Source organism: Porticoccus sp. W117, from assembly GCF_030341905.1.
Taxonomy (GTDB): Bacteria; Pseudomonadota; Gammaproteobacteria; order Pseudomonadales; family Porticoccaceae; genus SCSIO-12696.
In genome coordinates this window covers 31,703-48,898 of record NZ_JATAAF010000015.1, presented here as the reverse complement: position 1 = coordinate 48,898, position 17,196 = coordinate 31,703, and the positions used below count along the sequence as shown (strand labels likewise).

Sequence of the window (17,196 nt, the reverse complement as noted above, 5' to 3'; positions counted from 1 at the left end):
TCAGCGGAAGCTGTGCAAATGGTGCCCAATAACGGCCTGCGAATCAATTGCCTGGGGGTGGTTCGGCGGCTTCTTAAGGGAAATTTTTACATTCTGTGCGTTGTTTCAAACCCCGCAGGAACAAAAACACCCCAGCCGCTGCGGCGAGATGTTTGATGCTGTGCCCACTGACAGAGCCGAGCAGTTGGTAAATGGCATCGTCCCAGTGTTCGCAGGCTTTCGATAAGGCGTAACAGCCCACCAGGGCCACGTAGTGGCGTACATCCCGGTAGCGGCCCGGGAACAGCCACAGAATCAGAGGAATCAACATCATAGGCAGAAATTGCACCAGCGCGTAGGGTCGCAGGTCGCCGCGCCCTTGTTGTTCGCTGATATGCCAGTAAATCACTGACGCCAGTCCCAGCAGCACCAGTGGCCACAACAATCGCTTGCCTAAAACGGGGTTAATACGTTCGCCAACAACAGCGCTGAACAGCCCCATAAAGGCGAGCGTCATGGGCAGCCTGTCCCACACCAGCCGCTGATTGTCAGGCGCCAGGTGATAGTAGCCAGAGCCAAAACACACCAGCAGCACGCCGCCAAAAAACACTAAATAGGCGGCTTTTTCGCTGGCAGCCACAGTGTTGTCGCTAGACGTCAACAGGCCAGGTTTCAACAGATAGTGAAGCCCCAAAAGCCCCACAACAGCGAATGGCAAGTTGGAGGCAACGTCACCAAAATTGGCCAACCCCAGCCAGGGACGCGCGTCGGCAAAGCGGTGGTATTCCAGGTCTTGGGGAATGGGCTCGATAAATGCCATTGCCAGTGCGGCCGCCACTGCAACAACTAACAGTAGCCAGTGGCGCCAGTTCAAACTGTTATAAAAGTCCATGTATACGGATTCCTGTCTTTATGTGTTGATGGCCCAATCGGGTAAACTGCCGCCTTTTGCCGGTAAAGCATTATGACTGTCTGCTACGACACACTGAAATTGCAATTACAGGGCTTGCTGGAAGGCGAGTCGGATTGGATTGCCAACCTGGCCAATGCCTCGGCACTGCTGTGGATGAGCCTACCAGATATCAACTGGGTGGGCTTCTACCTGCGCCGCGGTGATCAATTGGTACTGGGGCCTTTTCAAGGCAAACCCGCCTGCACGCGTATTGCCATGGGTGTCGGTGTGTGTGGTACTGCCGCAACGGCTAACCAATCACAGCGGGTCGCCGATGTGCATCAGTTCGATGGTCATATTGCCTGCGATACGGCGTCCAATTCCGAGTTGGTGGTGCCCATCGCCAACAACGATCAGGTAGTGGCGGTACTGGATATCGATAGCCCTCAATTTGGTCGCTTTAGTGAGGCGGATCAGCAAGGTATGGAACAACTGGCGGCATTGCTTGCCAAGGTCTACCCAGGCTGATGGCGCGCTCGCAACGCCCCGGTAATCGGCGTCGCAGGCAGGCGCCTGTAGCGCAGGAGCTGCCGCCGCCGGTTGAGGTGGATATCGTCGATCTCAATCACGACGGCCAAGGGGTTTGCCGCCATCAGGGGCGTACCCTGTTTGTCAGCGGCGCATTGCCGGGGGAGCGGGTGCTGGCCCGTTATCGCCAACGGCGCGGCAAATTCGATGTGGCGATAGCCCAGCAACTTATTTCCCCCTCTGAGCAGCGGGTTAAACCCGGTTGCCGCCATTTCGGGCGCTGCGGAGGTTGTCAGTTGCAACATCTTGACGGTGGCGCTCAGCGCCACCACAAACAGCAATTATTGCTGGATACCCTGCAACGCATCGGTGGTGTGACGCCGCGCCATGTGTTGCCGGTGGTTGCCGACCACCCATGGCAGTACCGGCGCCGTGCCCGCCTGGCGGTGCGCTGGCTGAAAAAGGCCGGTTGCGCTGAATTGGGGTTTCGGGAGTCCGGCAGCGAGCAATTGGTGGCTATTAGCGAATGCCCGATTCTGGCGCCGCCTTTTGATCAGCTGATCCAGCCTCTTGCAGAGCTGGTCGCCAGCCTCGATGGGCGCGAGCGGGTGCGCCAGATTGAACTGTTGGCGATGGATTCTGGTAACGCTGTCAATGTGCATATGCTGGGGTCGTTGAGTGAGCAGGATCGCCTCAGGCTGCAAACCTTTGGCTGGGATAGGCAGCTGCAACTGTATCGCCAATCAGGGGGAACCGACACACTGGAAGCTTTGTCTGAGCCCGCTCAGTCGCTTAGCTACCGTGTCGCCAGTGATGATGTATCGCTGCAGGTGACGCCGGGAAGTTTCGTTCAGGTGAACGGCGCGGTGAACAATAAATTGGTAGATCAGGCGCTGCAGCTGTTGCAGCTCAATGGCAGCGAACGGGTGTTGGATTTGTTTTGTGGCCTGGGCAATTTCACTTTGCCACTGGCCTGTCGTGCGGACTTTGTGGTGGGCGTGGAAGGCAGTCAAACCGCCATTGACCTGGCTGGCAACAATGTCACTGCCAACCGTATCGATAATGTGGAATTCCATGTGGCGGACCTCAGCCAGTGCCAGCGCCACCGGCCCTGGGGCAAGGCTCGATACGATGTAGTGGTGCTGGATCCGCCGCGCTCCGGTGCCCGTGAGGTGTTGCCGCTGGTGACTGCCAGCGGTGCCGGAAAGCTGCTGTATGTGTCTTGTCATCCGGGTTCGTTGGCCCGTGATCTGGGCGTATTGGTGAACGATTTTGGCTATCAGTTGGAGTCAGTGGCGGCGGTAGATATGTTTCCTCAGACGGCGCACCTTGAGGCACTTGTGCTACTGAAAAAAGCGTAAAGTAAGGTGATAGTGCGGTTCGTTAAAGAACTGGGTATCATCGTTCCCAATATCCATGGGAGTGGTTTTTATGAGTAATGCCAAAAGCAGAATCCTGTTGATTGATGACGATCAGGATCTCACCGGCCTGTTGGCCACCTACCTGAAGGCAAACGGTTTTGTTGCCGAGGCGGTGCACAGCGGTGCTGACGCTTTGAAAAAGCTGGAACTGGACAGTGATTTTCATCTGATTGTGCTGGATATTCAGATGCCCGGTATGACCGGCCTGGAACTGTTGCCGCAACTACGTGCCCGTATCAGCACTCCGGTGATAATGCTCACCGGCCGCGGCGAAGAAGTAGACCGCATTCTCGGATTGGAAATGGGCGCCGACGATTATCTGGGCAAGCCCTGCAACCCCCGCGAACTGCTGGCCCGCATCAATGCGGTGCTGCGTCGCAGCCAAGCTCAGAAAAAGGAGGTTGTGGCCTCCCAAGTCAGCCTCCACGGCCTGGAACTGGATATGGGCAGCCGCGCCATTACCTTTGACGGCAACAACCTGGAGCTAACCGGTACCGAGTTTGAAGTGCTGGCCATGTTGATGCAAAACGCCGGCAGCATTGTCAGCAAGGAAGACATGACTCGCAAAGTGCTGCACCGGGAACTGACCCCTTACGATCGCAGCATCGACGTGCACGTCAGCCGGGTGCGTCAGCAATTGCGGCAGTTCTTTGCAGATCAGGAACTGATAAAAACCGTGCGCGGCGTTGGCTATCAAATGATTGCAGAGAGCTAGTGTAAACAGGCCACTCTATGCATATCCGCAGCGTTTTCTGGAAAATCTTTCTGGTGCTCTGGGTCACCAGTACTCTGGTGGTGATTTCCAGCTCCGGGTTGCTGTACATGGAACAGCTCAAGCAACTCTACCGGGAGGAGTGGAAACAGAGCCACCGGGCTGAATTACAAGGATTGATTGCCCAATACGAAAATTTTGGCGGTTGGCGCGATCTTTACGGTGGCCGCATACCCTACAACTACAGCCTCCATATGCAGGTGTTTGAATCCGACACCGCCACCATGATCTACGGCCTGGAAGACAGCGGCGATTCTGAGCGCTGGCACACATTTGAATACGTATCCGGCAGTGGCCGCAGCTACCAGGTACAAATTCCCAGCCTTGAAGGAGTGTACTGGCCCAGCGTCTACCTGGCCATTCTCGACGTTACGCTGCCACGCTGGTTGTTGACCCTGCTGGTGTCAGGGCTGTTCAGTGTGTTTCTGGCGCTGGTGGTTATTCGCCCGGTAAAACAGCTGCGCTCGCACATCGATACCATGGGTGCCGGTGAGCTGGATACCCGCCTGGATCGCAAACTCACCCGCCGCCAGGATGAATTTGGCAGCCTGGCCCGTTCATTCAACGATATGGCGGATCATGTACAGAATCTGGTCAACAGCAAGCAGCAGTTACTGCACGACGTTTCTCACGAACTCCGCGCCCCCCTGGCGCGCCTTCAGGTCGCTGGCGAACTGGCCCGTTGCGAGGCTCAATCCGCAGGCATCGACAATGATATGTACGACCGCCTGGAACAGGAGTGCGGCGCGCTCAATCGCCTGATCGACGAAATTCTCACCCTGTCCAGAGCGGAGTCCGGTGCAGAGGAGGTGCTCCAATGGGAGCCCTGCGACTTGACCCAAATGGTAGAAAAGATAGTCGCCGACGCGCGTTTTCTGGATAGCGAGCAACAGATTGCCATGAAAGTTTCCGGGCGCCCCAGAAGCGTCGAATTACCTGCTGGCGAATTTGAAAAAGCCTACAAAAATATACTCGAAAATGCCCTCAAGTACGGCCAGGGCAAGCCGGTAGACACCGAAATCAGTTATGGTCGCCGCAAGCTGGTGTTGACGGTGGCGGATCGCGGGCCGGGCATGAAAGCGGAAGATTTGCAGAAAATATTTACTCCGTTCTACCGCGCCAAGGCCTACAACAGTAAAGAGGGTTACGGCTTGGGTATGAGCATTACCCACAAGGCCGTGCAACAGATGCGTGGTGAAGTAAAAGCCCAGAATCGCCCCAGAGGCGGGCTGCTGGTATCTATCGAACTGCCTTACGACGGCTTGGCCCGCTGAATATCTTCCGGGGTGTTGATATTGTGAAAATCCACCCCCGCAAAACACACCTCTGTGGCCCCCTGCTGTTGAAACCATAACCCCACCCGCAACTGATTTTGCTGCAAATGACTTTCCAGTGAGGGAGCTGCGCCAGTGGCCACTACCGCGCAGGTGGGGTGCAAACGTTCAGAGTCCCTGGCAACGGCCAAACCGTTATCGTTGTTTTGGGCGGCATCCAATAACTGCGGGTAAACCTCAGCCGGCAGGGCCAGCTGATCACAAGCGCTGATGGCGATATAAGGCGTGGTAGCGGCCCGAACCCCGGCCAATATACCCGCCAGCGGCCCGCGGTGGGCGTACTCGCCATCGTCAACCACCGCAAAGCCCAGTTTTTGATAATCCTCATGGCCGCTGTTGGCGTTTACCAGAATAGTGCTCACATGGGGGCGGAGGTTGTCGGCGGCGTAGCGTACCAGTGGTTTACCGTTGACCGTCAGCAAGCCCTTGTCGCAACCACCCATGCGGCGGCCCTGGCCACCTGCCAGAATAACGCCAGTGAGAAGGTGTTTGCTGTGTTGCAAGAGCGTCCCCCAACGGTCTAAGGTAATCCACTATCTCTCAGAACTATACTTTTAGCACTATCTTTCAGTGACAGCGGAATTATGAACAAACTGACCCATTTAGACGACTCCGGTCAAGCGCATATGGTGGATGTTGGCGACAAACCAGACAGCCAGCGCCTGGGTGTGGCAGAGGCTTTTGTGCGTATGCAGCCAAACACCCTGGAACTGATTCTGCAGGGCGGACACAAAAAGGGCGATGTACTGGCGGTGGCCCGCATTGCTGGTATTCAGGCGGCGAAGCGCACCTGGGAACTGATCCCGCTGTGCCACCCGATTATGTTGACCTCGGTCAAGGTGGACATTACACCCATCGGCGATGATTGCCTGCGGGTGGAAGCGCGCTGCAAGAACAGTGGCCAGACCGGTGTGGAAATGGAAGCCCTTACCGCCGCATCGGTAGCGGCGCTGACCATTTACGATATGTGCAAGGCGGTGGATCGAGGCATGAGTGTCGACAACCTGCGCCTGGTGGAAAAAGCCGGCGGTAAATCCGGCGATTGGCGTCGCGACGATACAGAGTAGGCAAAATGATTGAACTGAAATATTTCGCCGCGTTGCGCGACCAGTTGAACTGCGACGGCGAGCAACTGACACTGGAAGACGTGAGCACTGTTGCTGAATTGCGCGAGCTGCTGGCAGAGCGCGGCGGGGTGTGGGCGCAACAGCTATTGGATGGCCGCAACCTGGCAGCGGTTAACCAGCAGATGGCCACTGCCGATACCGCAGTAAATGATGGCGATGAAGTGGCCTTCTTTCCGCCCGTCACTGGCGGTTAAATACAGTGATAAAGGTACAAACTGACGACTTTGATATCGGCACCGAATACCAGAAGTTGCGCGACAGGGACTGCGGCGCGGTGGTGACCTTTAGTGGTTGTGTGCGTCAGGAAAATGATCTACAGGCGTTGCACCTGGAACACTACCCCGGTATGACCGAGTGCGCGCTGGAAGATATTGTCATCCAAGCAAAACAGCGCTGGCCCTTGGGAGCGGTCACAGTAATTCACCGCATTGGTCGCATCGACGCCGGCGAACAAATTGTGTTTGTGGGCGTAGCCAGCGGCCACCGCAGCGAGGCGTTTGCCGCCGGTGAATTTATTATGGATTTTTTAAAAACCCGCGCACCTTTTTGGAAAAAAGAAATTCGCGAAGATGGTGAGCGTTGGGTGGAAGCGAAGGACAGTGATAACCAAAAGGTAAAGCGCTGGGATTAACACACTGTCATCCTGAGGGAGCGTAGCGACCGTGAGGATCTCACAAGTTTAAAGACACTGGATCGCCACGCTGCGCTCGCGATAACGGAAGCGGAATGATGAAAACTGAAACTGAACAAGCATTTCCCATACAGCTGATCGACCCCTTCGGTCGGCGGGTGGACTATATGCGCATTTCGGTAACTGATCGCTGCGACTTCCGCTGCCAATATTGTATGGCGGAAGACATGACCTTCCTGCCGCGAGCGCAGATTCTCAGCTACGAAGAAATTACTTTTATCGCCCGCGCCTTCAGTGAACTGGGGGTGGAGAAAATTCGTCTTACCGGCGGCGAGCCGTTGATTCGTCACGACAGCCAGCAATTGATCGAATCGCTGGGGGCGCTGCCGAAACTCAAGGAACTTACACTTAGCTCCAATGGCTCCCAACTGGGCAAAATGGCACCGGCACTGAAAGCCGCCGGTGTGCAGCGCATCAACATCAGTCTGGACAGTCTCGACGCCAAAAAATTCAAGCGCATCACCCGCACCGGTAACCTCAGTAAGGTGCTTGCCGGAATTGATGCCGCTGTTGCCACAGGCTTTAAAAAGCTGAAAATCAATGCGGTTATTATGCGTGGCCACAACGAAGAAGAAGTGCTCGACCTGGTGGCGTTTGCCATAGAGCGGGGCATCGATGTCAGCTTTATCGAAGAGATGCCCTTGGGTAATGTCAATCACGACCGTGCCCTGAGTTACTGTTCAAGCGATGACGTGCGGGAAATTCTTGAGCAACGTTATTCACTATTTCCCACTACGGAAACTACCAACGGCCCGTCGCGCTACTATCGATTGACGGGGATCGACGATACCAAAGTCGGTTTTATCTCCCCTCACAGCCACAATTTTTGCGCCAGTTGCAACCGGGTGCGCCTCACTGCCGAAGGCCGCCTGCTGCTGTGCCTGGGCAATGAACACTCTGCCGATCTGCGCGCCGTTGTGCGCCGCTATCCCGGAGATATGGATCGCCTGAAACAGGAAATTATCGATGCCATTTCACGCAAGCCGGAACGGCATTACTTTGACTTGAATGACGAACCGCAAATTGTGCGGTTTATGAATATGACAGGTGGTTAGGCTTTGTCTACCCGCCTGTCACCCTGATGAGCCGCAGGCGACGTGAGGATATCCTGACTTGAATTAGGCGAAATGTTAATAGAAAGAGATTCTCACGGTCGCTTTGCTCCCTCAGAATGACGCAATGAAAAACTGTAAGGCCAACAAAAAATGCCCGACTTCATTCCCCTGAATATTGCCGTATTAACCATCTCCGATACCCGCACCCCTGATACCGATACGTCCGGCCAGCTATTGGCGGACGGCGTAACCGAAGCCAACCATCAGCTGGTTGACCGGGATATTGTGGTTGATGATATTTACCAGATTCGCGCCAGACTCTCTCAGTGGATTGCCGATAAAAATGTGCATGTGGTGCTGACGACCGGTGGCACCGGGTTTTCCGGTCGCGACTCCACGCCGGAAGCAGTAGCCCCCTTGTTTGATAAAACCGTTGAAGGTTTTGGTGAGTTGTTTCGGCACATTTCCTTGGGGCAGATTGGTACCTCTACCGTGCAATCCCGCGCCTTGGCGGGCCTCGCCAACAATACGCTGATTTTCTGTATGCCCGGCTCCAATAACGCCTGTCGCACCGGCTGGGAACAGATTGTTCGCGAACAGCTGGATGCCCGCACCAAGCCCTGTAATTTTGTCGGTACCCTATTGGGTAAACACGGTCACAATTAAGTTTTCCGTCATCGCGAGCGCAGCGCGGCGATCTTCAGCAGACTGCTGCTAACGTCAGAAGATTGCAGCGTTCCGTAACAAGAGACCCCCTCATGTCAAACTTCCTCACTGTTGCCGAAGCACTTAACCACCTGCAACAACACGTCAGCTCCATCGATGACATTGAAACGGTCTCTCTGACTGAAGCCCACAATCGGGTGCTGGCGGCTGATCAGGTCGCCACCGTTAATGTGCCCCCCGCCGACAACTCTGCGATGGATGGCTTTGCGCTTAATTTTTCTGACCTGGTTGAAGGTGGCACGCTACCGGTGAGCCAACGCATCCCCGCCGGGCAGGCGCCGCAGCCGCTGCAGCCGGGTACCGCAGCGCGCATCTTTACCGGCAGCGAAATTCCTGTCGGTGCGGACACCGTGGTCATGCAGGAAAATTGCACTTACGTAGATGGGGGAGGGCAAGTCACCATTCACAAAGCGCCTTCCGATGGTGCGGGCGATAATGTGCGCCCTATGGGGCAGGACATTGTCAGCGGTGAAGTGCTACTGCACAAAAGCCAGCGTTTGCGCGCTCCGGAACTGGGTCTGCTGGCGTCTGTTGGTATTGCTGAAGTGTCGGTGTATCGGCGCCTGAAAGTAGCTGTGGTTTCCACTGGCGATGAACTGATTGAGCCTGGCGTGGAACTGCAGCCGGGGCAGATATACAACTCCAATCGTTATTTGCTGGCAGCTTTGCTGCAGGGGTTGGACGCAGAAGTCATAGACCTGGGACGCGCCAAGGACGACCCGGCAGAAATCGAAGCGTTGTTGCGCCGCGCCGCTGCCGAGTCCGATTGTGTGTTGACCACAGGCGGGGTTTCCGTGGGGGAGGAAGACCACGTCAAACCCGTGTTGGCCAAACTGGGTCGCCAGGAATTCTGGAAGATCGCCGTCAAGCCAGGGAAGCCGCTGGCCTTTGGCAGTGTATGCGACACGCCGTTTTTTGGCTTGCCGGGTAACCCTGTATCGGCGTTTGTCACCTTTGCATTATTTGCTCGCCCCTACCTGAGTGTCTTGCAGGGAAGTAATTTTTGCGCGCCCCGCCGCTTTGCGGTGAAGGCTGGATTTGAGTTTTCACGGCCTCGCAAGCGCGAAGAATATTTGCGCGCCAACCTGGAAATTATCGACGGTGAACTGACCGCAGTGCCTCTGGAAAATCAAAGCTCCGGTGTGCTCACATCCATCAGCCGCGCGGAGGTGCTGGTGGTAGTGCTGGTAAATGAAACAGTTGTCGTTGGCGACGTTGTTGACGTGATTGCTTTGGAGAGTTTGTTCTAGCAACTGGTTGTTGCCGACAATACAGGCACACCATAATGGCACTTTTCCGGCATCCGTTGCTCTAAAGCGGGTCGTGTAACAACACAGGATAAAATCATGATTGCTAAAAAGTTTTTTAGTCGCACCTGTCAGCTGTTATTTGTGCCACTGGCGCTGGTGGCTCTCAGTGGTGCCAAACTGCCCGATGAGTACAGCCGTGTTGGTGCCGGTGATTCCGCCCCTGCATTTGCTGTCACCACTACAGATGGTGCAGCCATTGACACCAAAGCACTGGAAGGCAAGGTGGTGTTGGTGAACTTCTTCGCCACCTGGTGCCCTCCCTGCAGGGCCAAGCTGCCGCTGATCGACAAGACCATTTACCAGCAGATTGACCATAAAGATTTGGTGGTGGTGAATCTGGGTCGTGAGCACAACAGCGACGAAGTGGCAGAGTTTAAAGCCGACTACGGTTACGCCATGCCATTTGCTGCTGATCCCGGTCGTGCTATCTACAGCCAATACGCGGAAAAAATGATTCCCCGCAGTGTAGTGATTGGCCGCGATGGCAACATTGTGTTGCATCAGCAGGGTTCGAGCCCGGCAGAAGTGGAACACCTGAAGCAGGTGATTCAGCAACAACTGGGTGCGTCCTGAATAATAAAGGCGGCTGTGCTACAGCCGCCTTTATTATCCCTTTTGGTTTTATAGCGCTTTAAAAGTCAAAAGATTTTTGAACGTCCAGTTGCAGAACGCGGGCTCTGGGGTTGTAGCGGTTGGCAAGAAAGCCATCTTCGTTATCCACAAATCGAGGCCTGGTATTGAGTACGTTTTGAACGCCAAGGGAGATCCGGCTACCTTCCAGCCAGCCCGATCCTGCTGCGGGCTGGTAAGAGACTTGCAGGTCCAGCAACGTTGAAGGCTCGGCACGCTCTTGCGGATTCGGGTTAATTCCATTTGGCCACAGCGCCCTTTCAGAGTCTTTGATAATTCGGCCAAAACTTGCTGATAGCGGGTTGACGACACTGTAGCTGGAGGAATAGTTAACAATCGCGGTCACATTGTAGTCGCCATAAGTCCAGCTGGTGGTGAAATTCGATACCCATCTGCTGGGCCCATTGCTAGTACCTGCAATTTCTCTCGGATCAAGAAATACGCTGTCTTGTTGCGTTACTTCAAGGGTTTGTACGGCGTTTAAATCAAACAACCAACTTCCCATTGATTCGGTCTGCAGGTCGTAGCTGATGCGGTAGTCAATGGTTCTTGACGTGCGCCCGGCCACGTTCAGCCTGCGGCGTTCGTACACCAGTATGTCTTCGCCATCAGCGGTCTGGCTGGTGTAAAAGAAACGGCCTCTAAATGACTCGAAATCATCTATCATTTCTTGCAGGGAATTGCCGCCGTACTGGGGTGACGTAATATAGTTACTAAAATCTGTTTTGCCATAGGTGGCAGCAAAGGTCATCCCATCGATCCAATACGGGGTGTAATCAAAGCCGTAAGTCAGGGTCGTGGCTTCTTGCGGTTGCAGTCCCGAGTTGGGGCCACTGAGCCTCAAAACCTCTGTTGGCCTGTCAATGCTGCTGTTGCTGAAGTCAATATTGCGGATAAATGACCTGCTTGAGGAGACGGATTTCTCACCATACATTTGGCTGGCTCTTGGTGCCAAAAAGGATTCTCCCCAGCTTGCACGCAGACGAAGATCGTCGTTAACCTGCCAGTTCAACGAAATTTTTGGTGAGGTGTGGCTAAACGATGACTTGTCTCTCTGCGGTGGGCCGAAATCCGAACCCTCACCAAATTCAAGGCCGTCCAGTAGCTCAGAAAGAGAAAAATCAACAGGAACAACCGACGTTGAATTTCGAGCCTGGCTGATGCCGTCCACATCAAAAGATTCACTGCGAGCTGCCAGGGTCAAGTCCAGGTTCTTGATGGCGGGCAGATCAGCCAATAATGGCAGGCCCATTTCGGCGTACACCACCTTCACCGAGTTGTTGCTATCAACTTCCAACGTCGAGTTCAGTTGATGATTTTCTTCGCGAACTTCAAAACCCGCCACCATTTGCACATCACCGGCTGGCAGTGAAAACAGCGTGCCACCAATATTGCCTTCAATCCCATAGTTTTGAGATTCATACTCCCAGCGTTTATCTTCCGATATCAACGTCCTCAGCAATTCGACGTTGCTGGCAATCACATCGGGATCAGAACCGTCAGTAAACACATTCAGACTCTGCCAGACCGACGGCAATCTGGCTTCAGTTTCCGGGTCGAATCTGTCAAATCTCAAAGAGGATACAGCTCCCTTCTCTCTGCCATAAGAGAAGTCAAGGTTATAGTCCCAATCTTCAGCAAAGGGCAGCTTGCCAGATAAGCCAAACAGACCGTTGTAGGTATTCAGCTTGTTGTTTTCGCTGAGTTCTATGGCTCGCCGTTCTTGTTCAAAACTGTAACCCACCATAACGTCTTCGCCGTAGGTGTTGTGAGGGTTGTCCTCGGGAATAGGAACAAGGTTGTTGAATTGACTGATGGAGCCGTCCGGATTAATCCTGGCAGTAAATCGGGTAACACTAAGGCGATCGTAAATAGGGTGCCAGGTACGCCCGTCTTTTTGGGTGGTCGCCGCCACATCAAAACTCAAGCTATGTTCGCCACCAAGCTCTTGCTCACCATTAAAGCGCAATGATTTCCTGTTAACCTCAGGGCCCAGTAAGCGGTCATCAAACTGTGAATTTGTATTTTCTTCAGGGCCGTCAATCAGATCACCCACCAACTGAAACCCGGAGGGGAATGTTCTGCCAACATTGTACACCGTGCCCGGACTGCCAACGCCGTATGTGCGGCTGTCTACTCCCCCCAAATGGGTTTTGTCTCCGAGCCCTCCTGGGCCAGAAATGGTGAACTTGTTCATGTCGGCAGACGAGGTTTTAGACGCATCCACGCTGGTGGTCAGGTAACCACTATCCCAACTGGCTGTATAGCCGACCGAAAAACGCTCCTGATCGGCGTTGCTGAAGGACTTTTCATTGCGGTAGTTAATGGTTAAACCATCGTAATCCTTACGCAAAACAATATTAACTACCCCCGCAACGGCGTCGGCACCGTAAATCGCCGATGCGCCATCGGTCAGAATTTCTATGCGCTCGACTTGCGACAGGGGAATCGAAGAAATATCAGTAAAGCTGCCACTGCCAACAGCAGAAGATGCCTTGCGCTTGCCATTGATCAGCACCAGGGTAGAGCGACTGCCAAGGCCGCGCAGGTTCACGGAAGATGTGCCGAGTGACGACAGCAACCGGGCTTCACCGGTCTCAACCTGCCCCAGCTCAGTGGACGCCGAGGTAATGCTACTGAAGTTTTGTGGCAAGCGACGAAATACGTCTTCTATGCTGGAGTAGCTGCCTTTGCTGAGAGCGTCACGGTCGAGTGTGATCACAGGCGATGCCGGATTGTGGCCTTTCAGTCGGGTGCCGACCACGACCACTTCTTCGTCTGCCTCTTTTTTGTCAGTGGTCTGTTCGGTCGATTGGCTATTGCGGTTTTTGATAATGATCGAATCGTCGGTGATAAATTCGTAGGTCAGATCGGTGCCCTGAAACATTTTTTCCAATGCATCGTCCAGGGTGTATCGGCCTTTGATGGCGGGCAGGGTAACGTTGTTTCCAAGGGACTTGGGGAAAGCAATATGAACGTTCGCTTGAGTGGCCAGGTCGATGATGGCGCTGTCAATCTTTTGTTGTTCAATATCCAGCTGGATGTTGTTTTCATCGGCCTGTGATGTCGATGAAAAGGCCATTGCTGCGGCAAATACGGCGGCTGCCAAGCGACTTTTGTGATACGTGTTTATGTTGCAGTTCATAGGTTACCCCACCTTGATAATGTGTATTGATCTTCTTCGCTTAACGCTTTTCTTGGTATTGGATTGAGCATCCAAAAATTTGTTTGAGCGTTTGGAAAGCGAGAGGTACACGTTTAGGCTCGACAAAACCCCTGTAAAATTTTAAGGGGTTTGTTTTTTGTGTTTTTCAACAATAACGATTCGGTCAAAGTAATGTACTGTCTTGACGGGCAGTATTTTTTCGATCACTTTCAAGCCAGTGTGTATTTCGTTGACTTTAATGGCTGCGTATATCTCCAAGTCCCGAATGTTTTTCCCGTCGATCAGGATTTTTTTGGCGGAGTATCGATTGAGCTCTAAAATCACCTTGTGAAGGGGCTCCGATTGAAAAGAAATAATGCCATCTCGCCAGTCTTGCAGGCGCTCAATATCCGTTTCGGTATGAACGCTAAAGTCTCTTTGGTTTTGATCAAATTTTACGACGGTGCCCGCCTTGACGCGAAAGTGTTCGGATTCAGTAAAGTTGCTTTTGGCCATCGACTCGGGACTCAAGGGCGGGCCTTTGTGAAGTTGGTTAAAGTCGATTCTTTCGGCACTTGGGTGCAGTGAAACTACGCCTTCCGTCACTGACAAGACGTAGTTATCCGGGGATTTTTCAATATTGAATTCAGTGCCCAGAGCGGTTACCAGATGCGGATTTTTAAGATCGACGGTGAACGGCCTTAGCGGGTCGGAGGCAATGTCAAAATACACCTCGCCACGATCCAGAATCACCCGCCGAGCGTGTTCGGAATAGTCAACAATCAACTGGGTTCCGGTGTTCAGGTGCAGTTGGCTGCCATCGGGCAGCTCCACCATTTTTTGTTCTCCAATACGGGTGACGTATCGTTTGACGGGCTGATAGACAGCCTGTGGATCGTCACCATAAGGCAACACAAACAGGGTGGCGGCAATTAACAGGCTGGCCGCGATGGCCAGCCATTGCATGCTGCGATGTTTTGACGGTGTTGCGGATTTTTTTCCGTTGGTTTTCTGTCTGGCGGCGGCTAATACATCCGCATCCTCTGCCAGCTTTGGCAGTTCTGAAAATAACTCCAGAGTCTCCAGAAATTGCTGTTGATAGCTGGTTGACTGTTTTTCCCAGTCTGCCAATGAGTTGATTTCATCGGCATTTAATTCCCCGGACATAAGTCGTATCGCGTCTTGGTTGGCGCGGTCCATGTCGGTTGTTTGGTGGCGTTTGTGCATCATTTTTATCACTTCCTGCGACTTATACTGGTTTTATTCAGGCGGCTGACGGCATTTTTTAAAAACCACTCTACCTGCTTTATGGTGACATCCATTTCGCTGGCAATTTCTTGATAGGTGTTGTGCATTATGCGATGCATAATCAGCGCTTTGCGCCATTCGGGTTTCAATTTCATCAGTGTGTTTTTCAGCCGATCCAACTCTTGCTGGGCCGAAGCGCTGCGCTCCGGACAGGTTTCTTGTCGGTCGATATCGTTATCATCCAATTCGGTTTGACGCTGCTGGTAACGGGCTCTGACTTGTTTGGAGCGGATTAAATCCAGCGCCAGATTGTTGGCAATGGTAAATATAAAAGCGCGGTTTCGGGTTTGGTCGGTGCTCAGGCGAGCATTGAGGTCTGGCATATTTGACAGACGCACAAATACATCTTGAAAGACATCTTCAATATCGCTGTTTCCCCTTCCCATTCTCACCGCTAAAAATGCTTTCAGTGCCGGGCCGTGCTCTGTGTGCAGGTGCTCCAGTACTTGTGGGCGGGTCTTCATTCCTGGTGGTGGAAGTTTGACGACTTGTGCTTTCTGCTTTCTCATAACGTCCATTGGCTCTTCGCTCGACACTAACACGGTTAAGCGCAGTAATTCCCCTGTATTTTTTTACGACCTGCGATTGATGGGCCTTTGTGAGTTCGTTTGTTCGCTTTTGACAGAAACAAAACGCTCAAATTGCTGGTGATATTATCTTTGCTGACATCAGATTCTACGCGACGGCGTTTAACGGGTGAAAATGAAATTGGAGTTTGATAGCATTTCGCCGCCGCGGAATTTCTTGTTAAAGGCTTCGATAACTTTTTTGAAAAGATATTACCGCCGTTTTTTCTCCTTTCGATGAAATATCCGGGTTAAAGCCGGTCGCGTTACAACACAGGATATAACTATGATTGCCAAAACATTTATTGCCCGCACCTGCCGGCTGTTGATTGTGCCATTGGCCCTGGTGGCCCTCTGTGGTGCCAAGTCGACCGACAAGCACAGCCTCGTTGGCGTCGGTGATCCGGCCCCGGCATTCTCTGTTACCACAACCGATGGTGTGGGCATTGATACCGAAGCCCTTAAAGGCAAGGTGATACTGGTGAATTTTTTCGCCACCTGGTGCCCCCCCTGCATGGTCAAGTTGCCTCAGCTCGAAAAAAACATTTACCAACAGATAGACCACGAAGATTTGGTGATGGTGAACCTGGGTCGCGAGCACAACAGCGACGAAATGGCGGAGTTTAAGGAAGAACACGGCTACTCAATGCCTTTTGCTGCCGACCCCGACCGAGCCATCTACAGTCAATACGCAGACTTGATGATTCCTCGCAGTGTGATTATCGGCCGCGATGGTTCTGTTGTGGTGCACCAGCTTGGCGTCACCTCAAAGGAAGTAGAGCATCTGAAACAGGTGATTCAGCAACAGCTGGATGCGTCCTGAGTGAGCGAGGCGCTGCGCTACAGTCGCCAGCAACTGCTGCCGGAGATTGGTGAGCAGGGCCAGCAGGCTCTGGCGTCGGCAAGGGTGCTGTTGGTGGGTGCCGGGGGGCTGGGTGCACCAGCGGCGCTGTATCTGGCTGGTGCCGGTGTTGGTACATTGTTGATTGCCGATGGCGATACGGTTGATGTCAGCAATCTGCACCGCCAGGTGTTGTATCGCAGAGACGATTGTGGCGACAGCAAATCCGACAGTGCTCAAGGTCAACTGGAAACTCTAAATCCCCACGTCAATGTCGAGTCCATCGACGAACGCCTGGATGATGAGGCGCTTGATTACTACGTGCCAGAAGTGGACTTGGTGCTGGATTGCAGCGATAACCTCACCACTCGCCTGGCGGTTAACCGCGCTTGCCACCGCCACAGCGTGCCGTTGGTGTTCGGCGCTGCGGTAGGTTGGGATGGCCAGCTGGTGGTGTTTGACTTTCGTGATAAAGGGCAGCTCGGCGGCGCAAAACAGCCTTGCTATCAATGCCTGTTTGGCGACCAACTGCCAACTGCCCAGGCCAGCTGCGCAGAAGCGGGCATTATTGGCCCAGTGGTGGGGATATTGGGCACGGCGATGGCACTGGAAGCGATCAAGCTCTGCGTGGGAGTGGAATCAAAGACCCTTAGTCAGCTGCAGATTTTTGAGGGGAAAAGTTTTGCCTGGCGGGCAATATCGCTTTCAGCAAATCCGGATTGCCCGGTGTGTGCTTGAGTTAGACGTTGGATGTTCGACGTTTGACGACAAATCGGCAGGATAGCCGATTTGGGCACCGAAGGTGGGCGTAGCCCGAGCTACAAGGATGTAGCGAGTCAATTTGGCGCAGCACCCTGTAGGTCGGCCTTCA

The 17,196-nt window shown here is 53.5% G+C and carries 18 protein-coding genes; 13 read left to right on the top strand and 5 right to left on the bottom strand.

What is annotated here, in order from left to right:
* Positions 1–73: 73 nt before the first annotated feature.
* Entirely contained in the window at positions 74–871 is a 798-nt protein-coding gene (locus QSV34_RS11060) for a hypothetical protein (RefSeq protein ID WP_289154710.1), read from the bottom strand.
* 72 nt (positions 872–943) lie between these two features.
* Between QSV34_RS11060 and msrC the strand changes: the two genes are divergently transcribed.
* The 4 genes from msrC (at position 944) to QSV34_RS11040 (ending at position 4,866) form a co-directional block, all read left to right on the top strand.
* Entirely contained in the window at positions 944–1,399 is a 456-nt protein-coding gene (gene msrC, locus QSV34_RS11055) for a free L-methionine (R)-S-oxide reductase MsrC (RefSeq protein ID WP_289154708.1), read from the top strand.
* Positions 1,399–2,760, top strand: coding sequence for a 23S rRNA (uracil(1939)-C(5))-methyltransferase RlmD (gene rlmD / locus QSV34_RS11050; protein ID WP_289154706.1), 1,362 nt, complete (start codon positions 1,399–1,401; stop codon positions 2,758–2,760). Before msrC ends, rlmD begins: the two co-directional genes overlap by 1 nt.
* Positions 2,761–2,830: 70 nt before the next feature.
* Positions 2,831–3,535: a response regulator transcription factor gene (locus QSV34_RS11045; protein ID WP_289154704.1), complete on the top strand. Its 705-nt coding sequence runs from the start codon at positions 2,831–2,833 to the stop codon at positions 3,533–3,535.
* 17 nt (positions 3,536–3,552) lie between these two features.
* Entirely contained in the window at positions 3,553–4,866 is a 1,314-nt protein-coding gene (locus tag QSV34_RS11040) for a sensor histidine kinase (RefSeq protein ID WP_289154703.1), read from the top strand.
* On the opposite strand, the gene mobA is transcribed toward QSV34_RS11040, so the two are convergent.
* Positions 4,845–5,429, bottom strand: coding sequence for a molybdenum cofactor guanylyltransferase MobA (gene mobA / locus QSV34_RS11035; RefSeq protein WP_289154701.1), 585 nt, complete (start codon positions 5,427–5,429; stop codon positions 4,845–4,847). The two genes, QSV34_RS11040 and mobA, sit on opposite strands and share 22 nt — an antisense overlap.
* Positions 5,430–5,510: 81 nt before the next feature.
* On the opposite strand from mobA, the gene moaC reads away from it, so the two are divergent.
* The 7 genes from moaC (at position 5,511) to QSV34_RS11000 (ending at position 10,408) form a co-directional block, all read left to right on the top strand.
* Positions 5,511–5,993 carry a cyclic pyranopterin monophosphate synthase MoaC gene (gene moaC, locus QSV34_RS11030; RefSeq protein ID WP_289154700.1) on the top strand — a complete coding sequence of 161 codons (483 nt, stop codon included), beginning with the start codon at positions 5,511–5,513 and terminating at the stop codon, positions 5,991–5,993.
* A gap of 5 nt (positions 5,994–5,998) precedes the next feature.
* Positions 5,999–6,247 (top strand): molybdopterin converting factor subunit 1, encoded by a 249-nt coding sequence (gene moaD / locus QSV34_RS11025; RefSeq protein ID WP_289154699.1) that lies wholly within the window; start codon positions 5,999–6,001, stop codon positions 6,245–6,247.
* Positions 6,248–6,252: 5 nt separating this feature from the next.
* On the top strand, positions 6,253–6,684 hold the full coding sequence (gene moaE, locus QSV34_RS11020) for a molybdopterin synthase catalytic subunit MoaE (protein WP_289154697.1): 432 nt from the start codon (positions 6,253–6,255) through the stop codon (positions 6,682–6,684).
* Positions 6,685–6,782: 98 nt separating this feature from the next.
* Positions 6,783–7,799, top strand: coding sequence for a GTP 3',8-cyclase MoaA (gene moaA, locus QSV34_RS11015; RefSeq protein ID WP_502929012.1), 1,017 nt, complete (start codon positions 6,783–6,785; stop codon positions 7,797–7,799).
* A gap of 150 nt (positions 7,800–7,949) precedes the next feature.
* Entirely contained in the window at positions 7,950–8,465 is a 516-nt protein-coding gene (gene moaB, locus QSV34_RS11010) for a molybdenum cofactor biosynthesis protein B (protein ID WP_289154694.1), read from the top strand.
* 92 nt (positions 8,466–8,557) lie between these two features.
* Complete coding sequence (locus tag QSV34_RS11005; protein ID WP_289154693.1) at positions 8,558–9,775, top strand: molybdopterin molybdotransferase MoeA; 1,218 nt, start codon at positions 8,558–8,560, stop codon at positions 9,773–9,775.
* A 96-nt stretch (positions 9,776–9,871) separates the two neighbouring features.
* Entirely contained in the window at positions 9,872–10,408 is a 537-nt protein-coding gene (locus QSV34_RS11000; RefSeq protein WP_289154692.1) for a TlpA family protein disulfide reductase, read from the top strand.
* A gap of 58 nt (positions 10,409–10,466) precedes the next feature.
* On the opposite strand, the gene QSV34_RS10995 is transcribed toward QSV34_RS11000, so the two are convergent.
* The 3 genes from QSV34_RS10995 to QSV34_RS10985 form a co-directional block, all read right to left on the bottom strand.
* Positions 10,467–13,610, bottom strand: a complete 3,144-nt coding sequence (locus tag QSV34_RS10995) for a TonB-dependent receptor (RefSeq protein WP_289154691.1) — start codon at positions 13,608–13,610, stop codon at positions 10,467–10,469.
* A gap of 141 nt (positions 13,611–13,751) precedes the next feature.
* The gene (locus QSV34_RS10990) at positions 13,752–14,840 is read right to left on the bottom strand and encodes a FecR family protein (RefSeq protein WP_289154690.1); all 1,089 of its coding nucleotides are present in this window, start codon (positions 14,838–14,840) and stop codon (positions 13,752–13,754) included.
* 5 nt (positions 14,841–14,845) lie between these two features.
* Entirely contained in the window at positions 14,846–15,427 is a 582-nt protein-coding gene (locus QSV34_RS10985; protein ID WP_289154688.1) for an RNA polymerase sigma factor, read from the bottom strand.
* Between the two features lie 343 nt (positions 15,428–15,770).
* Between QSV34_RS10985 and QSV34_RS10980 the strand changes: the two genes are divergently transcribed.
* Together QSV34_RS10980 and QSV34_RS10975 are read left to right on the top strand one after the other, a co-directional pair.
* Positions 15,771–16,307 carry a TlpA family protein disulfide reductase gene (locus tag QSV34_RS10980; protein ID WP_289154686.1) on the top strand — a complete coding sequence of 179 codons (537 nt, stop codon included), beginning with the start codon at positions 15,771–15,773 and terminating at the stop codon, positions 16,305–16,307.
* Positions 16,308–17,063, top strand: a complete 756-nt coding sequence (locus QSV34_RS10975) for a HesA/MoeB/ThiF family protein (protein WP_289154684.1) — start codon at positions 16,308–16,310, stop codon at positions 17,061–17,063.
* Positions 17,064–17,196 lie beyond the last annotated feature (133 nt).

Coding starts and splice junctions, on each gene's coding strand:
- rlmD (WP_289154706.1), top strand. CDS start 1,399: ATGGCGCGCTCGCAACGCCCCGGTAATCGGCGTCGCAGGCAGGCGCCT.
- msrC (WP_289154708.1), top strand. CDS start 944: ATGACTGTCTGCTACGACACACTGAAATTGCAATTACAGGGCTTGCTG.
- moaB (WP_289154694.1), top strand. CDS start 7,950: ATGCCCGACTTCATTCCCCTGAATATTGCCGTATTAACCATCTCCGAT.
- QSV34_RS10990 (WP_289154690.1), bottom strand. CDS start 14,840: ATGATGCACAAACGCCACCAAACAACCGACATGGACCGCGCCAACCAA.
- QSV34_RS11060 (WP_289154710.1), bottom strand. CDS start 871: ATGGACTTTTATAACAGTTTGAACTGGCGCCACTGGCTACTGTTAGTT.
- QSV34_RS11040 (WP_289154703.1), top strand. CDS start 3,553: ATGCATATCCGCAGCGTTTTCTGGAAAATCTTTCTGGTGCTCTGGGTC.
- moaD (WP_289154699.1), top strand. CDS start 5,999: ATGATTGAACTGAAATATTTCGCCGCGTTGCGCGACCAGTTGAACTGC.
- QSV34_RS11045 (WP_289154704.1), top strand. CDS start 2,831: ATGAGTAATGCCAAAAGCAGAATCCTGTTGATTGATGACGATCAGGAT.
- QSV34_RS10995 (WP_289154691.1), bottom strand. CDS start 13,610: ATGAACTGCAACATAAACACGTATCACAAAAGTCGCTTGGCAGCCGCC.
- moaA (WP_502929012.1), top strand. CDS start 6,783: ATGAAAACTGAAACTGAACAAGCATTTCCCATACAGCTGATCGACCCC.
- QSV34_RS10985 (WP_289154688.1), bottom strand. CDS start 15,427: ATGAGAAAGCAGAAAGCACAAGTCGTCAAACTTCCACCACCAGGAATG.
- QSV34_RS10980 (WP_289154686.1), top strand. CDS start 15,771: ATGATTGCCAAAACATTTATTGCCCGCACCTGCCGGCTGTTGATTGTG.
- QSV34_RS11005 (WP_289154693.1), top strand. CDS start 8,558: ATGTCAAACTTCCTCACTGTTGCCGAAGCACTTAACCACCTGCAACAA.
- moaC (WP_289154700.1), top strand. CDS start 5,511: ATGAACAAACTGACCCATTTAGACGACTCCGGTCAAGCGCATATGGTG.
- QSV34_RS11000 (WP_289154692.1), top strand. CDS start 9,872: ATGATTGCTAAAAAGTTTTTTAGTCGCACCTGTCAGCTGTTATTTGTG.